Source organism: Streptomyces sp. NPDC059866 (assembly GCF_042731325.1).
Lineage (GTDB): Bacteria > Actinomycetota > Actinomycetes > Streptomycetales > Streptomycetaceae > Streptomyces > Streptomyces flavusporus.
Genome location: NZ_JBHWJT010000013.1, coordinates 1 through 17,844 on the forward strand (window position 1 = coordinate 1; position 17,844 = coordinate 17,844).

Genomic DNA, 17,844 nt, shown 5'->3' on the forward strand with positions numbered 1-17,844 from the left:
CGTGCCTGGCCCCAGCCCACCCGCACCGGCACCCAAGCCATCCTCATCACAAGACCCCAACCCACAGGCCCGTAATGCAACGGCATTGGCCCTAGGGTGTGTCCGGCTCGGCGACCTCGTCTACGTCGCAGCCGGCCACTTCGGCGGCGCGGCTTCTGTTGCTCGACTCGATGTCGACGGTGAGCTTGTCGCGGCCGGGCACTTCGAGGAACCAGGTCTCCTGCTTGACGGTGCCGCCCGTCCGGTTCTCGAAGGTGACGTCGACGGCGAAGGTGGCGGTGCTCGCGTTGGGGTTGGTGATCTCGACCCTGGAGTACGGGGCCTTGCCGGTGACGCACTTGACCGGCTTCACCGAGGCGTTCTGCAGTGTCTCGCCGGAGCCCGAGGAGCCGGAGGGGCCGGTGTTGTCGTCACCGTAGGAGTCGTTGTAGCCGCTGCTGCCGGACGTACCGCCGTAGTCGTCATCGTCGTCGTCCGTGCCCGACCAGGTACCTCCACCGGACGTCGACGACGAACTGTCGTGGTCCTGGCTGGAGCTGCTGCAACCGCCCCCTCCCCCGCCGTCGCCGCCACTGCCGTTGCCGTGGCCGCGTCCCGTCGAGAAACCGGTCAGCGTCAGGACCACCAACGCCGCCATCGCCGTGAGTTTGAGTGTGCGCCCCCGAAGATCCATGCCGTCACGCTACTGGATCTTCTGTCACGGCCATGTCACCGCCTGGCGACCGTCGCGCACCCGCTGTAGCGTCGGGTGTGAGCACGGTGAAGACCGGTTGCTCGCCCGAGCGACGGCCGCCGTCAGGAACCCTTCCGTGCGCCTGGTACGACGGCCGTCCCGCGGCACTAGGCGGTGCGGGCCGTGCCCGTGCCCTTCTCCGCGTCCAGCGCGTACACGCAGCGGTCCTTGCTGCACGCGTACACGATGCCGTCCTTGACGACCGGGGAGCCGGTGATCTCGCCGCCGGTGGCGAGTTTCCAGCGCAGTCGGCCGTCGTCGGCCTTCAGGGTGTACAGCAGGTGGTCGGTGGAGCCGAAGTGGATACGTCCCTCGGCGACCGACGGTGCGCCCACGATGTCGCCGCCCGCCTGGAACCGCCACTTGGGGGTGCCGGTGACCGCGTCCAGCGTGTACAGGCCGGTGCCGCTGCCGACGTGGACGTGACCGGCGGCCACCAGGACCGGTTCGACGGACGCCCGCGACTCGGTGGCGATACGCCAGCGGTCGCGGCCGTCGGTGGCGTCGAGGGCGTACACCGTGCCGAGGTAGTCGGCGAGGTAGACGCCGCCCCCGGTGACCGCGGGGCCGGGCGCGAAGGCGGGCGGGGAGAGGAAGACCGCGGGGGCCTCGAAGTGCCAGCGCACGTGCCCGCCGGCCACGTCGACGGCGAGGACGCGGGTGCCCGCGGACACGTACACGTATCCGTCGGATGCGGGGGCGACACGGACCGGTACGCCGCCGCAGGAGGCCGCGTCGCCGATCGGGTACGACCAGCGCTCGTCGCCGGTGCGGGCGTCCAGGGCGCGCAGCCGGGCGTCCTGCCAGACGTACACCGTGCCGTCGTGCAGGGCCGGCCCGGCCTCCGGGGACTCGAAGTCGCTCTGGCAGCCGGTGATCTCCCACAGCTTCTGGCCGCTGGCGGCCTCCCAGGCCTGCACGCCCCCGCCGCGGGTGCCGGTGACGACGGTGCCGCGGTCGGCCTTCAGGGAGTACACCCAGGCGTCCGTCGACAGCCGCCACAGGTCGGCGCCCTCGCGGGCGTCCAGGGCGAAGAGGGTGGGGCCGTCGGAGGCGTGGATCCGTCCGTCGGCGACCGCCATCGACCAGGCCACGTCCCGGGTCTTGAAGCGGCGCCGGCCGGTGGCCACGTCCAGGGCGTGCACCTCGAAGGAGGTGACGTAGACGAGGTCGTCGGCGACGGCCGGGGTGCCCCAGACGTCGTTGGACATACGGAACCGCCAGGGGCGCCAGCCGGCCGGGTTCTCCGGGGGTGCGGGCTGCGGCGCCGGTACGGCAGGGCCTACGGCAGGGTCTGCGCCGTTGACGCCGGGGCGGGGCTTGGCCCAGGACGCGGCCAGGCCCGCCTCGGGCGGGGGCGCCTTGACGGCGGCGGCACGGGCGTCGGCGACACGCGGGCCGGGGCCGATGGGCACCGCGGCGCCGGCCAGCCGTACGGGGCCGCTGTCGGGGGCGCCGACCGGGGCGGACACGGGTGCCGCGGGCGCGGGCGCCGGGACGACGGGGGCGTGGGGCGGCGGGGGCGGCACGGCGTGCGGCCGGCCGGAGCTGCGGCCCGAGCCGGAGGCGGGTTTGACAGGGGGGCGGCCGCCGCGGCGGGACTCGATCAGGCCGACGGCCTTGTCGGGCAGCCACGCCGACGCCGTACCGCTGTCGTCGTTGCCGGAGCCGAACAGGTGCGGGGCGAGCTGGGCCTGGAGGTCGGCGGGGGTGGGGCGGGCCGAGGGGTCCATCTGCATACAGGACTCGATCAGCGGGCGCAGCTCGTCCGGCAGGCCCTCCAGGTCGGGGCCCTCGCGCAGCAGCATGAAGACGGTCTCGACCGGGTTGGCGCCGTGGAAGGGCGGATGTCCGGTGGCGGCGAAGACGAGGGTGGAGCCGAGCGAGAAGACGTCGCTGGCGCCGGTGACGGAGCGGGAGTCCTTGGCCTGCTCGGGCGACATGTAGGCGGGGGTGCCCACGGCGACGTTCGTCATCGTCAGACGGGTGTTCGAGACGCCGGAGGCGATACCGAAGTCGATCACCCGGGGGCCGTCCTCGACGACGAGCACGTTGGAGGGCTTCAGGTCCCGGTGGACGAGCCCGGCGCCGTGGATGGACTGGAGGGCCTCCGCGACGCCCGCCGCCAGCCAGCGCACCGCCTGGGCCGGCATCGGCCCGCAGTCGTTCACTATCTCCTCGAGCGAGGGCGCGGGAACGTACGCGGTGGCCAGCCACGGCACGGCCGCACGCGGGTCGGCGTCGACCACGGCCGCCGTGTAGAAGCCGGACACCGCGCGGGCCGCCTCGACCTCGCGCGTGAAACGGACGCGGAACAGCTGGTCCTCGGCGAGCTCCGTCCGGACGGTCTTGATCGCCACGCGCCGGCCGGACGCCGAGCGCGCGAGATAGACCAGCCCCATACCGCCGGCACCCAGCCGTCCCAGCACCTCGAACGGCCCGATCCGCCGCGGATCGTGCTGCGTCAGCTGATCCACCACTTGCCTGCCACCTCCCCGTACGAGCCGCGTCACCCACATATGTACGCGACCGCGTGCAGCGTCTCACCACCGCACCGCCGTGGCGGCACGCACCCCGATTCTTCCTGTCCGGGCCACAGGTTGCGAACCCGGCGACATATCGGGTGTCTCGCCTTATAGCGCTACAAAAAGGTGCACGTCAGCGCTGTAGCACCGCGAACGAGGCCCCCTGGTCGTCCGAGGCCACGCCCACCCTTCCGTACGAAGTGTCGAACGGTCCCGCCTGGATACGCCCGCCGAGCCGGTTCACCGTCCCGAGTGCGGCATCGCAGTCCTCCACCCCGAAGTGGACCAGAAAGTGCGGCGGCATCTCGGCCGGGAAGACCTCGGTGAGCGGGGTGCGCCCGAAGTCCGGCTCGGCGTCCGTCCCGAACATGGCCTCGGTGAACAGGCCCCCGTAGAAGACACCCGCGGCCTCGGGGTCGCGGGCGTACAGCTCGACCCGGGCGAAACTGCCGGGCTCGTGGCGCTGCCCGAACCCCTGGTGCGTCCCCGGCTGCCACAGACCGAAGACCGCACCTTCGGGGTCGGCGGCGAGCGCGGCGACGCCCAGTTCGCCGACCGGGATCGGTGCGGTGACGATCTGGCCGTCGGCCGCCAGGATCCGCCGGCACAGAGCCTCGGCGTCCGGCGTCGCGAAGGACACCGTCCAGACCGTGGGCAGGCGGCCGTCCGGCTTGTGCGCGAGCCCGGCGACGGGCTCGCCGTCGTGGTACGCCCACACGGTCCCGCCGTACGACTCCTCGAAGGTCCACCCGAAGAGCTCACCGTAGAACCGTTTTCCCGCCTCGACGTCGGGGAGCTGTGCGTCCACCCAACAGGGGACGCCCTCCGCGTACGCCGCTTCACGCACAGATGCCCCATTTTCAGCCATGCTGTCAAGCTAACGTCCCTCGGCGCACCCTGCCCACCAGCCACACCACCCCCATTTCCCCCGTGCACCCCATTTGCAGTCGGCCGAATCGCGCCCCGATCACGCCTCGGTAAGCTGACGACATGACAGGACAAGTGCGTACCGTCGACGGCCGCGTGGCCGGTCGGCGTGGGCAGGCGACCCGGCAGAAGCTGCTCGACTGCCTCAGCGAGATGCTCAGCTCCTCCCCCTACCGGGACGTCAAAGTCATCGATGTCGCCAGGAAGGCGGGCACTTCGCCCGCAACCTTCTACCAGTACTTCCCGGACGTCGAGGGCGCCGTCCTGGAGATCGCCGAGGAAATGGCCGCCGAGGGCGCCGGATTGACGGAGCTGCTGGCGGGCCGTTCGTGGACCGGCAAGGCCGGCTGGCAGACGGCCCAGGAACTCGTCGACGGTTTCCTGGAGTTCTGGCGGAAGAACGACGCGATCCTGCGCGTCGTCGACCTCGGTGCGGCCGAGGGCGACAAACGGTTCTACAAGATCCGCATGAAGATCCTGAACTCGGTCAACAACTCCCTGGTCGACGCGGTCGCCGAGTTGCAGTCCAAGGGCCGGGTCGACAAGGACGTGAACCCTGCGGCGATGGCCGGTTCGATCGTCGCGATGCTCGCGGCGGTCGCCTCGCACCAGAAGGGCTTCCAGTCCTGGGGTGTCAAACAGGCCGAACTCAAACCGAACCTTGCACTGTTGGTGCACCTGGGCATCACCGGCCGGAAACCGAGCAAGTAGCCCGGAGCAACGGAAGACGCTTTTACCAATCCCAAGTCCTGTCAGGCGGGCGGTGGTTCACCCAAGTGGACCACCGCCCGCCATGTTGTTCGCGGCCACCCTCCCGTCGAACAGCTCCGCCGCGTCGGCGGCGTGCGCGCGCAGCCGGTGGACGGGTCCGAAGAGCAGCTCGTCGCCGGCGGCGCGCTTGAAGTACAGGTGCGCGTCGTGCTCCCAGGTGAAGCCGAGGCCGCCGTGCAGCTGGATTCCCTCGGCCGCGGCGGTGCGCAGCGCCTGGAGGGCCTGGGCGAGGGCGAGCCCGCCGACGACCTCACCGCGACCGGCCGCCCAGGCCGCGTAGTACGCCGCCGAGCGGGCCGCCTGCACCTGGACGTACACGTCGGCCAGGCGGTGCTTGACCGCCTGGAACGAGCCGATGGCCCGCCCGAACTGCACCCGCTGCACGACATGTCCGACGGTCCGCTCCAGGGCGCGGTCGGCCGCCCCGACGGCCTCGGCGGCGAGGACGGCGGCGGCGGTGTTCCCCACGGCGGCGAGGGCGTCGAGGCCATCGGCCTCTTCCTCGCCGAGCAACTCGGCGGATACGTCCCGAAGTTGCAGTCGTCCCTGCGGCCGGGTCGCGTCCAGGGCGGTCTGCCGTACGCGGACCAGCCCGGCGGCATCCCCCGGCACCAGGAACAACAGGGTCCGCGAACGGGCGAACCCCCCGGCGTGCGCGGCCACCACGAGCAGATCCGCACTGTGCCCGTCCAGCACCTGACCGACCTCCCCGTACAACCGCCAGCCGCCCCCGCCCCGCCGCGCCTGCACGCCGCCCGCCCGGCCGCCGCCCGCCCAGTCGCCCCGGTTGGTGCCGGTCAGCGCGAGGGCGGTGGCCAGTGCCCCGGGTACGGCGAGGGCGGCGGTGAGGCGGCCGGAGGTGATGCGGGGCAGCAGGCCGGCGCGCTGGCCGTCCGTGCCGAGGGCCAGCAGGAGGGGGGCGGCGAGGACGGCCGTGGCGAGGAGGGGGGAGGGGGCGAGCGCCCGGCCGGTCTCCTCGGCGGCGAGGGCGAGCTCGGTCGCCGAGCAGCCGACCCCGCCGTAGGCCTCGGGCAGCGCGAGGCCGGGCAGGCCGAGGCGGGCGGCGAGGTCGGTCCAGAGGCGGGGGTCGTGTCCGGCCGGGGTGTCGAGGGCCGCCCGCAGCTGCTCGGGGCCGCAGGTGTGGCGGAGCAGGTCACGGAGGGTGCGGCGGATCTCGTCCTGTTCGGGGGTGAAGCTGGCGTCCATGGGTGGGGCCTCCCTGATCTGACGGTGCGTCATATTAGGGCGGCGGGACGAGGATGCCCAGGCCTGCCGGGGGGACAGCTATCTGATGTACCGTCAGATCCATGCGTACCCGGAGAGTCGCCGTGGTGGGCGTGTCCCTGTCCTCCTGCGGCCGTGTGGACCAGGCAACCCCGTACACCCTGCACGCCCAGGCCGCCCGCCGGGCCCTCGCCGACGCGGGTCTGGACCGCGCGTTGGTCGACGGCTTCGCCTCCGCGGGCACGGGCACGCTCGCGCCCGTGGAGGTGGCCGACTACCTGGGCCTGCGCCCGACCTGGGTCGACTCCACCTCGGTCGGCGGCTCCACCTGGGAGGTCATGGCGGCCCACGCGGCCGACGCGATCGCCGCCGGTCACGCGAACGCGGTGCTGCTCGCCTACGGCTCGACGGCCCGCGCCGACATCAGGGCGGGCCGCCGCACCGGCACCCTCTCCTTCGGCGCCCGCGGTCCGCTCCAGTTCGAGGTGCCCTACGGCCACACCCTGATCGCCAAGTACGCCATGGCCGCCCGCCGCCACATGATCGAACACGGCACGACCATCGAGCAGTTGGCCGAGGTCGCCGTCCAGGCGCGGGCGAACGCCGCCCTCAACCCCGAGGCCATGTTCCGGGACCCGATCACGGTCGACGACGTCCTGTCCGGCCCGCTGATCGCCGACCCCTTCACCAAGCTCCACTGCTGCATCCGCTCCGACGGCGGCGCGGCGGTGCTGCTGGCCGCCGAGGAGTACGTACGGGACTGCCGCACGGCTCCGGTGTGGATCCTCGGCACCGGTGAGCACGTCTCGCACGCCGCCCTGTCCGAGTGGCCCGACTTCACCGTGTCCCCGGCGGCCGTGAGCGGGCGGCTGGCCTTCGAGCGGGCCGGGGTGCGCGCGGAGGAGGTCGACTTCGCGGAGATCTACGACGCGTTCACGTACATGACCCTGGTGACGCTGGAGGACCTCGGCTTCTGCGGGAAGGGCGAGGGCGGGGCGTTCGTGGAGAAGGGGCGGCTCAGGGTCGAGGGCGGGGAACTGCCGGTGAACACCGACGGGGGCGGTCTGTCGGCCCAGCATCCCGGGATGCGCGGGCTGTTCCTGCTGGTGGAGGCGGTGCGGCAGTTGCGGGGGGAGGCAGGCGAGCGCCAGGTCCGTGCCAGGGACGGAGGGCTGCCCCGGCTGGGGGTGGCCTCGGGGACGGGGGGCTGGTTCTGCTCCTCGGGGACGGTGGTTCTGGGACGTGAGTGAGCCGGTCCTGCGTGGGCACGTCCCGGCCCGCGGCTGAAATCCGTCCCGTGTCGACTCACCGGCTGCGCATCCCGGAATACGGGACGGCCCGCGGCATGCTGACACGGACAAGCGGAATCCGCGGACCTGGAGCACTCGAAGGAGAGCGAACATGGCACTGTCCCGTGAGGAACGCGAGCAGTTTCTGGCCGAGCCGCACATCGCCGCGCTCGCGGTGAACGGGGAGGCGGGAAGGGCACCGCTGACCGTGCCGATCTGGTACCAGTACGCACCCGGTGGCGACGTGTGGATCATGACCGGGCTCGACTCCCGCAAGCACCAGCTGATCAAGGCGGCCGGCCGCTTCACCCTGATGGTCGACCGCGTCGAACCCACCATCCGCTACGTCTCCGTCGAGGGCCCGGTCGTCGACACGACCTCCGCGACCGTCGAGCAGCTCCGGGAGCTCTCCGCCCGCTATCTCCCGGCCGAGAAGGTCGACGGCTATGTCGAGTTCGCGCTGAAGAACCACGGCGAGAACGTCATCATCCGCATGCGGCCCGAGCGGTGGGTCTCCTCGGACCTCGGAACGGTGTAGGGGTCCACTCCGTGGGTGCTCCGTCGGCGCGGGGATACTCGGCCCATGGAACCGGATCTTCATGAGCTGCTGAGGTCGCTGCGGGTGTGGGACCCGGAGGTCACCGAGCTGCCGCCGTTCGACCCCGCCACCGCACCCGCCGAACCCCTCCCCCTGTTCACCGGCTGGTTCGCGCAGGCGGTGGCGGCGGGCCAGCCCGAGCCGCACACCATGTCCCTGGCCACGGCGGACGAGGAGGGCCGGCCGGACGTACGCATCGTGATGCTGCATGGCGCCGACGCCCACGGCTGGTCCTTCGCCACGCATGTCACCAGCCGCAAGGGCGGCCACCTCACCGCCCGCCCGTACGCGGCCCTGGGCTTCTACTGGCCCCTCCAGGGACGTCAGATCCGTGTCCGGGGCCCGGTGACGACCGCCCCCGCCGAGGAGGGCCAGGCGGACCTGCACGCCCGCTCCACCGGAGCGCTGGCAGCCGCGCTCACCGGGCACCAGAGCGAACCCCTCGGCTCCCTCCAGGAACTCGCCCTCGCCTCCGAGGCGGCCTGGACCCGGGCGCAGGACGACCCTGACACCCCGGCGCCGACCTGGACGCTCTACCGCCTCCGGCCGGACGAGGTGGAGTTCTTCCAGGGCGACGCCCGACGACGCCACGTACGGCTGGCCTACCGGCGTACGGAGGACGGCTGGAGCCGTCAGCTGCTGTGGCCGTGATCCTCGGTGGAACGCCGGCCGAAGCCCGCGGTCACGGCTCCACCGCCGGGTCGGTCGCCAGACGGCCGTGCAGGTGCACGTCCCGGAACGTGTCGCGCCGCCCGGCCTCCCACATCGCGCCCCGCAGGGTCCCCTCGTACGGGAACCCGCACCGCTCGGCGATACGGCAGGAGGCGTCGTGCCCCAGGGCATGGCCCAGCTCCAGGCGGTGCAGGCCCAGGTCCGTCAGGGCCCAGTGGGCGGCCAGGGTGAGGGCGCGGGTGGCGACCCGGTGGCCGCGGGCCTCGGGGAGGATCCAGTAGCCGACACGGGCGACGCGGAAGACGTGGTCGATCTCGTTGACGCCGATATGGCCCAGGGTCGTGCCCGTGGCGGCGTCCGTGACGCGGAACGACGCGCTCGTGCCGTTCGCCCAGTTCTCCGCCTTGGCCCGGAGGGAGGCGCGGGCGTCGTCGAGGTCCGTGATCGGTTTCAGGGGGGTGTTCCAGCGCTGGAAGTCCGGGTCGGACAGCCCGCGCAGCCAGGTCCCGGCATCGGCGTCGGAGCGGGGGTCCCAGCGGCACAGGCGCAGACCGTGGCCGTTCAGCTCGGGGAAGGGGCGGGCGACTGAGGACTGGGCACGTATGAGGGACATCGGCCCATTCAATCCCGTCGGCCCTGTCGGCTCACCCGGAATCACGGCGGACTCCGGAACACCGGCACACCCTCCCGGAACGCGACCGTCAGCTCCATCCCGGCCCGCAGCTCGCCCTCCGCGCAGTCGACGACCTCCGTCATCATCCGCGGCCCCTCGGCGAGGTCGACGACCGCGGCGACATACGGCGTGCGCTCCCCGAAGGGCGGCAGGTCGTTGCGGTGGACGACGGACCAGGTGTAGAGCGTGCCGCGGCCACTCGCTTCCTGCCAGGTCACGTCCTCGCTCCAGCAGTACGGGCAGAACTCCCGGGGGTAGTGGTGCGCCCGCCCGCACGCCCCGCACCGCCGCACCAGCAGCCGCCCTTGCGCGGCCGCGTCCCAGTACGTCCGGGTGAAGGCGTCGGTCTCCGGGACGTCGTACCTCATCCAAAGAGTCCCAACGCGCTGTCCAAGGACCAGGTCTGCCACGACATCCCGAACAGAGCCACCAGCGAGATCAGCGCCATCATCAGGTTCTGCCCCTGCTCGGCCCAGTCGTGGATCATGAGCGTGAAGTAGAGGGCGTTGAGGAGCAGCCCGCCGACGAGGGCGAGCGGGGTCAGGAATCCGGCGATCAGTCCGAGCCCCAGGGCGAGTTCCGCATACACGACGACGTACGCCATCACCCGTGGCCGGGGCGCGACGACGAGCTCGAATCCCGAACGCACGGCGTTCCAGCGGTGCTTGGCGGCGACGTCCGCAGCCCAGGCGATCCCGGTGCCCCGCTCGAACCAGCCCTTCCTGTCCTTGTGCCGCCAGCTCTCCAGCCACCACAGCCCGAGCCCGATCCGCAGCACGGCCAGCCACTGCGCACCGCTGAGCCAGATCGTGTCCATGGACCTGACGGTACGTCAGATGCCTCGGAGGCGGAAGCCCGGAAGCAGGCCCGCACGCCTCCCCCGCACGCAACCGCTCGCCCTGCGCCACAAGCCTCACCACTCCTCCCCACCCGTGATCGATCCGCAACCAATTCCGGTCTTGACCGAGACCCATCAACCCGGCATCTGATTACGCTCCGAGACATGCCCGACTCCACCGCGCCCGCGCAGGCCACGACAGATCCCCGCCCCGTCTACGTCATCGGCGGCGGCCCCGGCGGACTCGCCGCCGCCCACGCACTGCGCGCCCAGGGCATACGCGCGGTCGTCCTGGAGAAGTCCGATCAGGTCGGCGCATCCTGGCGGGGGCACTACGACCGGCTGCACCTGCACACCACCCGGCGGCTGTCCGCCCTGCCGGGGCTGCCGATGCCGCGCCGGTTCGGACGGTGGGTGTCCCGGGACGACGTGGTGCGGTATCTGGAGAAGTACGCCGAGCACCACGAACTCGAGATCGTGACCGGCGTCGAGGTCTCCCGCGTCGACCGCACACCCGACGGCACCGGCTGGCTGCTGCACGCCACCGGCGGCCGCGAACTGACCGGCGGCGCGGTGGTGGTGGCCACCGGCTACAACCACACGCCCCGCGTCCCCGACTGGCCGGGCCGCGACACCTACACCGGCGAGTTCCTGCACGCCTCTGCCTACCGCAACCCCGAGCCCCACACCGGCCGCGACGTCCTGGTCGTCGGCATCGGCAACACCGGCGCCGAGATCGCCGTCGACCTAGTCGAGGGCGGGGCGAAACGGGTACGGCTGTCCGTGCGCACGGCGCCGCACATCGTCCGCCGCTCCACCGCCGGCTGGGCCGCCCAGTACACCGGCGTCCTGGTGCGCCGGCTGCCGGTCGGCCTGGTCGACCGGCTCGCTCGCCCACTGGCCAAGGTCAGCGTGCCGGACCTCTCCGCCCACGGCCTGCCCCGCCCCGACACCGGCCTGTACAGCCGGGTCACCGAGGGCGCGGTACCCGTCCAGGACGTCGGCCTCATCGACGCGGTGCGCCAGGGCAAGGTCGAGATCGTCGCCGCCGTGGAGGCCTTCGAGGAGGATGAGGTGCTCCTCGCCGACGGCAGCCGAATCGGCCCGGACGCCGTCATCGCGGCCACCGGCTACGTCCGCGCGCTGGAGCCCCTCGTCGGCCACCTCGGCGTCCTCGACCACCGGGGCAGACCCGTCGTGCACGGCGCCCGCACCCCGAAGAACGCCCCCGACCTCTACTTCAGCGGCTACACCAACCCCATCAGCGGGATGCTCCGCGAGCTGGCGATCGACGCGGAGAAGATCGCCCGGACCATCGCCAAGAGAGGCGCCGGACGGGTGTCCCGCCTCCCTGGGTGACCACACCGGTCACGATTGCCGCCTGCACGCCTGTTCCTGACATTGCGTCAGTTCAGTAATCTGACAGTGCGTCAGTTAGTTGTTGCTGGTGGCTGTCACACAGGAGCGGGCGGACCGATGCTTGGATCAACCCACGGCACTCTCACCACCGACTCCCGCCGGGCCCGGGCCATCGCCTGCGGTGAGCAGCGGCCCGGCCCCGCCGTGCACGGCCGTCCGGCCGACGTGGACGACCTCGATGTCAGCGGCCGTCCGCTGTACGCCGACGTCCCCGATCTGGACCGCTTCTTCCGCCCCGAGTCCGTCGCCGTGATCGGCGCCTCGGACGCCGACGGGCGTCCGAACACCGGCATCACACGGCAGTTGGTCGCATGGGCCGGGCGGGTCGGGGCGCGACTGCACCCCGTGCACCCCACCCGCGAGTCCGTCTTCGGCATACCGTGTGCTCCTTCCGTCGCCGACCTGCCCGAGCAGGTGGATCTCGCCGTACTGCTGGTCGCCGACCCCCTTCCCGTGATCGAGGAACTCGCCGAGGCCAAGGCGCGGTTCGCGGTGGCCTTCGCCTCCGGGTTCGCGGAGACCGGTGCGGAGGGCGCGGCCGCGCAGGACCGGCTCGCCGCCGCCGTCCGGCGGTCGGGGATGCGGCTGCTGGGGCCGAACACCAACCTCAACGCGTTCGAGGAGTTCCGCGACGACCTGGACGGGCCGGCGATCGCCCTGATCACCCAGTCCGGGCACCAGGGCCGTCCCGTCTTCGCCCTGCAGGAGCTCGGCGTCCGTCTGTCCCACTGGGCGCCGACCGGCAACGAGGCCGACCTGGAGGCCGCCGACTTCCTCTCCTACTTCGCCGAACAACCGGAGGTCGGCGCCATCGCCGCCTACGTGGAGGGCCTGAAGGACGGCCGCTCCTTCCTGCTGGCCGCCGACCGGGCCGCCCGGCGCGGGGTGCCGGTCGTCGCGGTCAAGGTGGGCCGCACCGAGACCGGTTCCCGTACGGCCGCCTCACACACCGGCAAGCTGACCGGCGCGGACGCGGTGGTGGACGCGGCGATGCGGCAGTACGGGGTGATCCGGGTCGACGGGCTCGACGAGCTGCAGGACACCGCCGCTCTGCTGGCCCGCGCCCGCCCGCCGCGCGCCGACGGTGTCGTCGTCTATTCGATCTCGGGCGGCACGGGCGCGCACGTCGCCGACCTGGCGGTGTCGGCGGGGCTGCGGCTGCCGGTGCTCTCCGAGGCCAGGCAGTCCGAGCTGCACCAGTGGATACCGGAGTACCTCAGCGTGGCCAACCCGGTCGACAACGGCGGTCACCCGGTGGGCGACTGGCGCGGGCGGAAGATCATCGACGCGATCCTGGACGACCCCGAGGTCGGGGTGCTGATCTGTCCGATCACCGGGCCCTTCCCGCCCTTGAGCGACCGGCTCGTGCGGGACCTGGTGGACGCGGCCGAGCGGACGGACAAGCTGGTGTGCGTGGTGTGGGGGTCGCCGGTCGGCACCGAACCGGCGTACCGCGAGGTGCTGCTGGGCTCCTCGCGGGTGGCCACCTTCCGCACCGTCGGCAACTGTCTCACCGCCGTCCGCGCCCACCTCGCCCACCACCGCTTCGCCCGTGACTACCGCTCCCCCTTCGACGAGGCGCCGCGCACCCCCTCGCCCTCCTTCCGCAAGGCGCGGGAACTGATGCGGCCCGGGCAGCGCTTGAGCGAGCATGCGGCCAAGCAGCTGCTGCGGGCGTACGGGATCCGGGTGCCGCGCGAGCAGCTGGTGACCAGCGCGGCGGCGGCCGTCCGGGCGGCGGGGCTGGTGGGCTACCCCGTGGTGATGAAGGCGTCCGGCGCGCAGCTCGCCCACAAGACGGAGCTCGGCCTGGTGAAAATCGGGCTGACCTCCGCCGCCCAGGTCCGCGACGCCTATCGCGAGCTGACCGACATCGCCCGCTACGAGGGCGTCTCGCTGGACGGCGTCCTGGTGTGCCAGATGGTCGAGCAGGGCGTCGAGATGGTCGTCGGCGTCACCCACGACGACCTGTTCGGGCCGACCGTGACCGTCGGGCTCGGCGGTGTGCTCGTGGAGGTGCTGCGGGACGCGACGGTGCGCGTGCCGCCGTTCGGCGAGGACCAGGCGCGGGACATGCTCGGCGACCTGCGCGGGCGGGCCCTGCTGGACGGGGTGCGGGGGCGGCCGCCGGCCGATGTCGACGCGCTCGTCGAGGTGATCCTGCGGGTGCAGCGCATGGCGCTGGAACTCGGGGACGAGCTGGCCGAGTTGGACATCAACCCGCTGATGGTGCTGCCCCGCGGGCAGGGTGCGGTGGCGCTGGACGCGTTGGTGGTGTGCCGCTGACATGGGTGCCGCTGAGATGAACATGCCTGATTTCCCCCGTACAGACGTGAATCCTGCGGAGAATCCGGTGCCGCCGGAAATTTCCGCTGAGTCATTGATACTGCACGCCACTGACAATCAGGTCTGCCGCATCACCCTCAATCGCCCCGAAGCCCTCAACGCCATCACCCCTGACCAGCGCGAACACCTCATCCGACGGTTCTCCGAAGCCTCCGCGGACCCGGACGTACGGGCCGTGGTGATCACGGGCACGGGACGCGGATTCTGCGCGGGCGCGGACCTGCGCAGGGCAGCCGCGGCCGGTGAACCGGTCGTCGGTGACGTGGCCCGTACGATCCGGCTCGGCGCCCAGCGCCTGATCGCCGCCGTCCTCGACTGCGAGAAGCCGGTGATCGCCGCGGTGAACGGCACGGCGGCGGGCATCGGCGCACATCTCGCGTTCGCCTGCGACCTTGTCCTCGCGGCCGAATCGGCCCGGTTCATCGAGGTGTTCGTACGCCGGGGACTCGTACCGGACGGCGGCGGCGCCTATCTCCTCCCCCGTCTGATCGGCCCGCAACGGGCGAAGGAGCTGCTGTTCTTCGGCGACGCGCTCACCGCGGCCGACGCCGAGCGCCTCGGGCTCGTCAACCGTGTCGTCCCGGACGGGGAGCTGGACAAGACGGCCCGCGAGTGGGCGGCCCGCCTCGCCACCGGCCCGACCCGCACCCTCGCCCTGACCAAGCAGCTCGTCAACGCCTCCCTCGACAGCGACCGCGCCACCGCCTTCGCCGCGGAGGCGGCCGCACAGGAGATCAACATGACGACCGAGGACGCCCAGGAAGGCGTGGCGAGCTTCGTGGAGCGCAGGAGTGCGGAGTTCAGGGGCCGTTGAGTCGGTCCCGCGCCAGGATCCACAGCTCCCCCGCGTCGGGGTCGCCGAACAGCACGAACAGCTCGGGCTCGTCTTCCGTGCCGCCGATCGTCCAGTACGTCCGCTGCCCGCACCTTCCGTCGAGGAGTACGACGACACCGTCCCGTTCCTCGGGGCCGTGCCCGGCGTAAGGGTCGTTGCGCCCCTCCCGGTCGAGGGTCCAGGTGCCGGCGCCGTTGCACCTGTCGTAGTCCCAGTCCCGGTCCCAGCCCCGGTCCCAGCCCCGGTCCCAGCCCCAGGACTCGGCGGGCAGCTCCGTGAGTTCGGCCCGGCCATCAGCGCGCAGGGTGAGGACCGCGCCGTCGTCGCCGCGCCAGATGCCGGTGAGCTGCCGGGCAGAGAGCGTCGGAGGTTCGTACTCCTTGATGAGCCCGGCGGCGGTGGCCACCGCGGCGCCGCCGAGGACCAGTACGCACAGCCCGACGGTCGCGCACGCCGAGCGGAACCACATCCCGAAGACCCCCCGCGTCCGCCCCTCGATCCGCGCACGCCGGCGGACACGGGCGACGGCGAGGAGGGGAAGCAGGCCGAACGCGGCCAGGAGTCCGGCGAACCGGAGCAGCCCCGAGAAGGGGCTCAGGCCCGTGAGCACGGCCGCCCACACCGCGCCGAGCAGGGCCACGGACGCGAGCCGCCACAGCCATTCCGGGCCGCGCGCCTGCCGTGCGGCCACGCGCGCGAGGTTGAGCGCCGGCATGGTGAACAGGACCGCGTACAGCGTCGCCAGGAGAGGCAGCACGATCATCGGCAGCAGCACGAAGAGCGCGGCGAGGCCGCCGCCCAGTCCCCTGCCGTAATCGTCGTCGTCGAGGGTCCCCACCCACCAGATCACCCAGAGCACCGGAACCTGCAGCGCGGCCGCTGCGGCCGCCGCGTGCACCTCGGCCCAGTCCCAGGTCAGCCCCGCGCGCGCGAGCCGCTGCCGTCCTTCTCCCCACCCCATGCGCGCAGGGTACGCGGGGTCCTTCGCGCCCCTGCACGACCCTTCCTATCTGACGCTTCGTCAGTTTCAATGGTGAGCGTGATGGGACAAGCAGGCATGGCCGAAGCCGCCGTCCGCTACCTCCGGGCGGCCGGGGCGGCGGCGCCCGTGGAGCCGTTGCCGCGGCCCGAGCTCCGCTGTGTCGGCGAGGACGAGCGCGCGCCGGTCGGGCAGGCCGAGTTCCGGCAGGTGCTCGGGAACTTCGCGACGGGCGTGGCCGTTGTCACCGCACCCGCCGCCGACGGCGAGTCCGGCCCCGCCGGCTTCGCCTGCCAGTCCTTCTCCTCCCTGTCCCTCGACCCGCCCCTCGTCGCCTTCATGGTCGGCCGTACGTCGACGACCTGGCCCCGCATCGCCCGCGCCGGCGTCTTCTGCGTCAACGTCCTGGCGGACCACCAGGGCGAGCTGTGCCGCGGCTTCGCGGTCAGCGGCGCGGACAAGTTCGCGGGCGTCGCCCACGACGCCGCGCCCGCGTCCGGCTCACCGCGCCTCGCGGGCACGCTCGCGTGGATCGACTGCACGATCCACGCGGTGCACACGGGCGGCGACCACCTGATCGTGGTGGGCCGGGTGGACGCGCTGGGGACGGGCGACGAGGACGGCCGCCCCTTGCTGTTCCACAAGGGGCGCTTCCTCTAACCGCCACCACCGCTCAAGCCACCGCCGGCACCGCAGTCGGCCGCCGCCTGATCACCAGCGACATCAGCGCCGCCGCCGCGCACAGCGCTCCGGACGCGACCCAGACCATGTCGTACGACCCGAAGACGTCCCGCGCCACACCGCCGAGGAAGGCCACGAGCGCCGCGCCGACCTGGTGGGAGGCGAGGACCCAGCCGAAGACGATCGCGCTGTCGTCGCCGTACTGCTCGCGGCACAGCGCCACGGTGGGCGGGACGGTGGCGACCCAGTCCAGGCCGTAGAAGACGATGAAGAACAGCATCGGGGGGTGGACGCTCGGTGCGAGCAGCATGGGGAGGAACAGCAGCGAGATGCCGCGCAGGGCGTAGTAGACCGCGAGCAGGCGGCGTGCGTCGAAGCGGTCGGTGAACCAGCCCGAGGCCACCGTGCCGACCACGTCGAACACCCCGATGACCGCGAGCAGCGAGGCCGCCGTGGTGACGGGCATGTGCGCGTCGTGGGCGGCCGGCACGAAGTGGGTCTGGATCAGGCCGTTGGTGGAGGCGCCGCAGATCGCGAAGGTGCCGGCGAGCAGCCAGAACGGGCCGGTGCGGGCCGCCTCCAGCAGCACGGTGACCGCACGGCGTGCGGCGCCCGGCACGGGCGCCGGCTTGGGCACGAACTCCTTCGCCCCGTACGGCTTCAGGCCCACGTCGGCCGGGTGGTCGCGCAGCAGCAGCCAGACGAAGGGGACGACCGCGAGGGCCGCCAGGGCCACCGTCACCGCGGCCGGGCGCCAGTCGTGCGTCTCGACCATCCAGGACAGCACCGGCAGGAAGATCAGCTGGCCGGAGGCCGAGGCGGCGGTGAGGATGCCGGTGACCAGGCCGCGCCGCTCGGTGAACCAGCGGTTGGTGACCGTCGCCGCGAACGCCAGCGCCATCGAGCCGGACCCCAGCCCGACCAGCAGGCCCCAGCACAGCAGCAGCTGCCAGGCGGCCGTCATCCACACCGTCAGCCCCGAGCCGAGCGCGATCACGGTCAGCGCCACGGCGACGACCCGCCGGATGCCGAAGCGGTCCATCAGCGCGGCCGCGAAGGGGGCGGTGAGCCCGTACAGCGCGAGGTTGATCGAGACCGCGGCGCCGATCGTGCCGCGCGACCAGCCGAACTCCTGGTTCAGCGGGCCGATGAGCAGGCCGGGCAGGGAACGGAAGGCGGCCGCGCCGATGATGGTCACAAAGGTGACGGCGGCGACGAACCAGGCACGGTGCAGTGACATTTTGCGGCTCCGCCGCGGGCGCCGCTTCTTGCTGGTCCCGGATTCCTCTACGGCTGTGGTGGCGTCGGTTGTCTGGGTCACGCCATAGAGCATC

17 protein-coding genes are annotated in these 17,844 nt (G+C 72.4%); 8 read left to right on the top strand and 9 right to left on the bottom strand.

Annotation, left to right across the window (positions count from 1 at the left end; all coding sequences use genetic code 11):
• Positions 1 to 91 precede the first annotated feature (91 nt).
• The 3 genes from ACFV7R_RS20720 to ACFV7R_RS20730 all read right to left on the bottom strand — a co-directional run bounded on the left by ACFV7R_RS20720 (position 92) and on the right by ACFV7R_RS20730 (position 4,126).
• The gene (locus ACFV7R_RS20720) at positions 92 to 673 is read right to left on the bottom strand and encodes a hypothetical protein (protein WP_385265332.1); all 582 of its coding nucleotides are present in this window, start codon (positions 671 to 673) and stop codon (positions 92 to 94) included.
• A 167-nt stretch (positions 674 to 840) separates the two neighbouring features.
• Complete coding sequence (locus ACFV7R_RS20725) at positions 841 to 3,213, bottom strand: PQQ-binding-like beta-propeller repeat protein (protein ID WP_385265335.1); 2,373 nt, start codon at positions 3,211 to 3,213, stop codon at positions 841 to 843.
• A 178-nt stretch (positions 3,214 to 3,391) separates the two neighbouring features.
• Positions 3,392 to 4,126, bottom strand: coding sequence for a VOC family protein (locus ACFV7R_RS20730; RefSeq protein WP_385265337.1), 735 nt, complete (start codon positions 4,124 to 4,126; stop codon positions 3,392 to 3,394).
• A 134-nt stretch (positions 4,127 to 4,260) separates the two neighbouring features.
• Between ACFV7R_RS20730 and ACFV7R_RS20735 the strand changes: the two genes are divergently transcribed.
• Positions 4,261 to 4,896 (top strand): TetR family transcriptional regulator, encoded by a 636-nt coding sequence (locus ACFV7R_RS20735; protein ID WP_385265846.1) that lies wholly within the window; start codon positions 4,261 to 4,263, stop codon positions 4,894 to 4,896.
• A 57-nt stretch (positions 4,897 to 4,953) separates the two neighbouring features.
• Here the strand turns inward: ACFV7R_RS20735 and ACFV7R_RS20740 are convergent, their stop codons facing one another.
• Positions 4,954 to 6,162 carry an acyl-CoA dehydrogenase family protein gene (locus tag ACFV7R_RS20740; protein ID WP_385265340.1) on the bottom strand — a complete coding sequence of 403 codons (1,209 nt, stop codon included), beginning with the start codon at positions 6,160 to 6,162 and terminating at the stop codon, positions 4,954 to 4,956.
• Positions 6,163 to 6,263: 101 nt separating this feature from the next.
• On the opposite strand from ACFV7R_RS20740, the gene ACFV7R_RS20745 reads away from it, so the two are divergent.
• From ACFV7R_RS20745 to ACFV7R_RS20755, 3 genes are all read left to right on the top strand, one after another.
• The gene (locus tag ACFV7R_RS20745; RefSeq protein WP_385265343.1) at positions 6,264 to 7,430 is read left to right on the top strand and encodes an acetyl-CoA acetyltransferase; all 1,167 of its coding nucleotides are present in this window, start codon (positions 6,264 to 6,266) and stop codon (positions 7,428 to 7,430) included.
• A 151-nt stretch (positions 7,431 to 7,581) separates the two neighbouring features.
• Positions 7,582 to 8,007 (top strand): pyridoxamine 5'-phosphate oxidase family protein, encoded by a 426-nt coding sequence (locus tag ACFV7R_RS20750; protein ID WP_129796362.1) that lies wholly within the window; start codon positions 7,582 to 7,584, stop codon positions 8,005 to 8,007.
• 45 nt (positions 8,008 to 8,052) lie between these two features.
• Positions 8,053 to 8,718, top strand: coding sequence for a pyridoxal 5'-phosphate synthase (locus tag ACFV7R_RS20755; RefSeq protein WP_385265346.1), 666 nt, complete (start codon positions 8,053 to 8,055; stop codon positions 8,716 to 8,718).
• Between the two features lie 31 nt (positions 8,719 to 8,749).
• Here ACFV7R_RS20755 and ACFV7R_RS20760 read toward each other — a convergent pair whose 3' ends face one another.
• From ACFV7R_RS20760 to ACFV7R_RS20770, 3 genes are read right to left on the bottom strand one after another with little or no spacing between them, the layout of a single operon-like run.
• Entirely contained in the window at positions 8,750 to 9,352 is a 603-nt protein-coding gene (locus ACFV7R_RS20760) for a GNAT family N-acetyltransferase (protein WP_385265349.1), read from the bottom strand.
• 41 nt (positions 9,353 to 9,393) lie between these two features.
• A complete protein-coding gene (locus ACFV7R_RS20765) occupies positions 9,394 to 9,780 on the bottom strand; it encodes a Zn-ribbon domain-containing OB-fold protein (RefSeq protein WP_385265352.1) in 387 nt (128 codons plus the stop codon).
• On the bottom strand, positions 9,777 to 10,229 hold the full coding sequence (locus ACFV7R_RS20770) for a DoxX family protein (protein ID WP_385265355.1): 453 nt from the start codon (positions 10,227 to 10,229) through the stop codon (positions 9,777 to 9,779). Before ACFV7R_RS20770 ends, ACFV7R_RS20765 begins: the two co-directional genes overlap by 4 nt.
• A gap of 186 nt (positions 10,230 to 10,415) precedes the next feature.
• Between ACFV7R_RS20770 and ACFV7R_RS20775 the strand changes: the two genes are divergently transcribed.
• From ACFV7R_RS20775 to ACFV7R_RS20785, 3 genes are all read left to right on the top strand, one after another.
• Complete coding sequence (locus tag ACFV7R_RS20775; RefSeq protein WP_385265358.1) at positions 10,416 to 11,609, top strand: flavin-containing monooxygenase; 1,194 nt, start codon at positions 10,416 to 10,418, stop codon at positions 11,607 to 11,609.
• A gap of 117 nt (positions 11,610 to 11,726) precedes the next feature.
• Positions 11,727 to 13,955 carry an acetate--CoA ligase family protein gene (locus tag ACFV7R_RS20780; protein ID WP_385265359.1) on the top strand — a complete coding sequence of 743 codons (2,229 nt, stop codon included), beginning with the start codon at positions 11,727 to 11,729 and terminating at the stop codon, positions 13,953 to 13,955.
• Between the two features lie 16 nt (positions 13,956 to 13,971).
• Positions 13,972 to 14,829 (top strand): enoyl-CoA hydratase/isomerase family protein, encoded by an 858-nt coding sequence (locus ACFV7R_RS20785; protein WP_385265362.1) that lies wholly within the window; start codon positions 13,972 to 13,974, stop codon positions 14,827 to 14,829.
• Here the strand turns inward: ACFV7R_RS20785 and ACFV7R_RS20790 are convergent.
• Positions 14,816 to 15,811: a hypothetical protein gene (locus tag ACFV7R_RS20790; protein ID WP_385265364.1), complete on the bottom strand. Its 996-nt coding sequence runs from the start codon at positions 15,809 to 15,811 to the stop codon at positions 14,816 to 14,818. The genes ACFV7R_RS20785 and ACFV7R_RS20790 overlap by 14 nt on opposite strands.
• Positions 15,812 to 15,892: 81 nt before the next feature.
• Here ACFV7R_RS20790 and ACFV7R_RS20795 point away from each other — a divergent pair, with 81 nt between their 5' ends.
• A complete protein-coding gene (locus ACFV7R_RS20795; RefSeq protein ID WP_385265367.1) occupies positions 15,893 to 16,489 on the top strand; it encodes a flavin reductase family protein in 597 nt (198 codons plus the stop codon).
• A 13-nt stretch (positions 16,490 to 16,502) separates the two neighbouring features.
• On the opposite strand, the gene ACFV7R_RS20800 is transcribed toward ACFV7R_RS20795, so the two are convergent.
• Positions 16,503 to 17,831, bottom strand: coding sequence for an MFS transporter (locus tag ACFV7R_RS20800; RefSeq protein WP_385265370.1), 1,329 nt, complete (start codon positions 17,829 to 17,831; stop codon positions 16,503 to 16,505).
• Positions 17,832 to 17,844 lie beyond the last annotated feature (13 nt).

Excerpts from the sequence above, each read along its gene's own strand:
- ACFV7R_RS20720 (WP_385265332.1), bottom strand. The coding sequence starts at position 673 with ATGGATCTTCGGGGGCGCACACTCAAACTCACGGCGATGGCGGCGTTG.
- ACFV7R_RS20730 (WP_385265337.1), bottom strand. The coding sequence starts at position 4,126 with ATGGCTGAAAATGGGGCATCTGTGCGTGAAGCGGCGTACGCGGAGGGC.
- ACFV7R_RS20740 (WP_385265340.1), bottom strand. The coding sequence starts at position 6,162 with ATGGACGCCAGCTTCACCCCCGAACAGGACGAGATCCGCCGCACCCTC.
- ACFV7R_RS20745 (WP_385265343.1), top strand. The coding sequence starts at position 6,264 with ATGCGTACCCGGAGAGTCGCCGTGGTGGGCGTGTCCCTGTCCTCCTGC.
- ACFV7R_RS20750 (WP_129796362.1), top strand. The coding sequence starts at position 7,582 with ATGGCACTGTCCCGTGAGGAACGCGAGCAGTTTCTGGCCGAGCCGCAC.
- ACFV7R_RS20755 (WP_385265346.1), top strand. The coding sequence starts at position 8,053 with ATGGAACCGGATCTTCATGAGCTGCTGAGGTCGCTGCGGGTGTGGGAC.
- ACFV7R_RS20760 (WP_385265349.1), bottom strand. The coding sequence starts at position 9,352 with ATGTCCCTCATACGTGCCCAGTCCTCAGTCGCCCGCCCCTTCCCCGAG.
- ACFV7R_RS20765 (WP_385265352.1), bottom strand. The coding sequence starts at position 9,780 with ATGAGGTACGACGTCCCGGAGACCGACGCCTTCACCCGGACGTACTGG.
- ACFV7R_RS20770 (WP_385265355.1), bottom strand. The coding sequence starts at position 10,229 with ATGGACACGATCTGGCTCAGCGGTGCGCAGTGGCTGGCCGTGCTGCGG.
- ACFV7R_RS20775 (WP_385265358.1), top strand. The coding sequence starts at position 10,416 with ATGCCCGACTCCACCGCGCCCGCGCAGGCCACGACAGATCCCCGCCCC.
- ACFV7R_RS20780 (WP_385265359.1), top strand. The coding sequence starts at position 11,727 with ATGCTTGGATCAACCCACGGCACTCTCACCACCGACTCCCGCCGGGCC.
- ACFV7R_RS20785 (WP_385265362.1), top strand. The coding sequence starts at position 13,972 with ATGAACATGCCTGATTTCCCCCGTACAGACGTGAATCCTGCGGAGAAT.
- ACFV7R_RS20790 (WP_385265364.1), bottom strand. The coding sequence starts at position 15,811 with ATGGGGTGGGGAGAAGGACGGCAGCGGCTCGCGCGCGCGGGGCTGACC.
- ACFV7R_RS20795 (WP_385265367.1), top strand. The coding sequence starts at position 15,893 with ATGGGACAAGCAGGCATGGCCGAAGCCGCCGTCCGCTACCTCCGGGCG.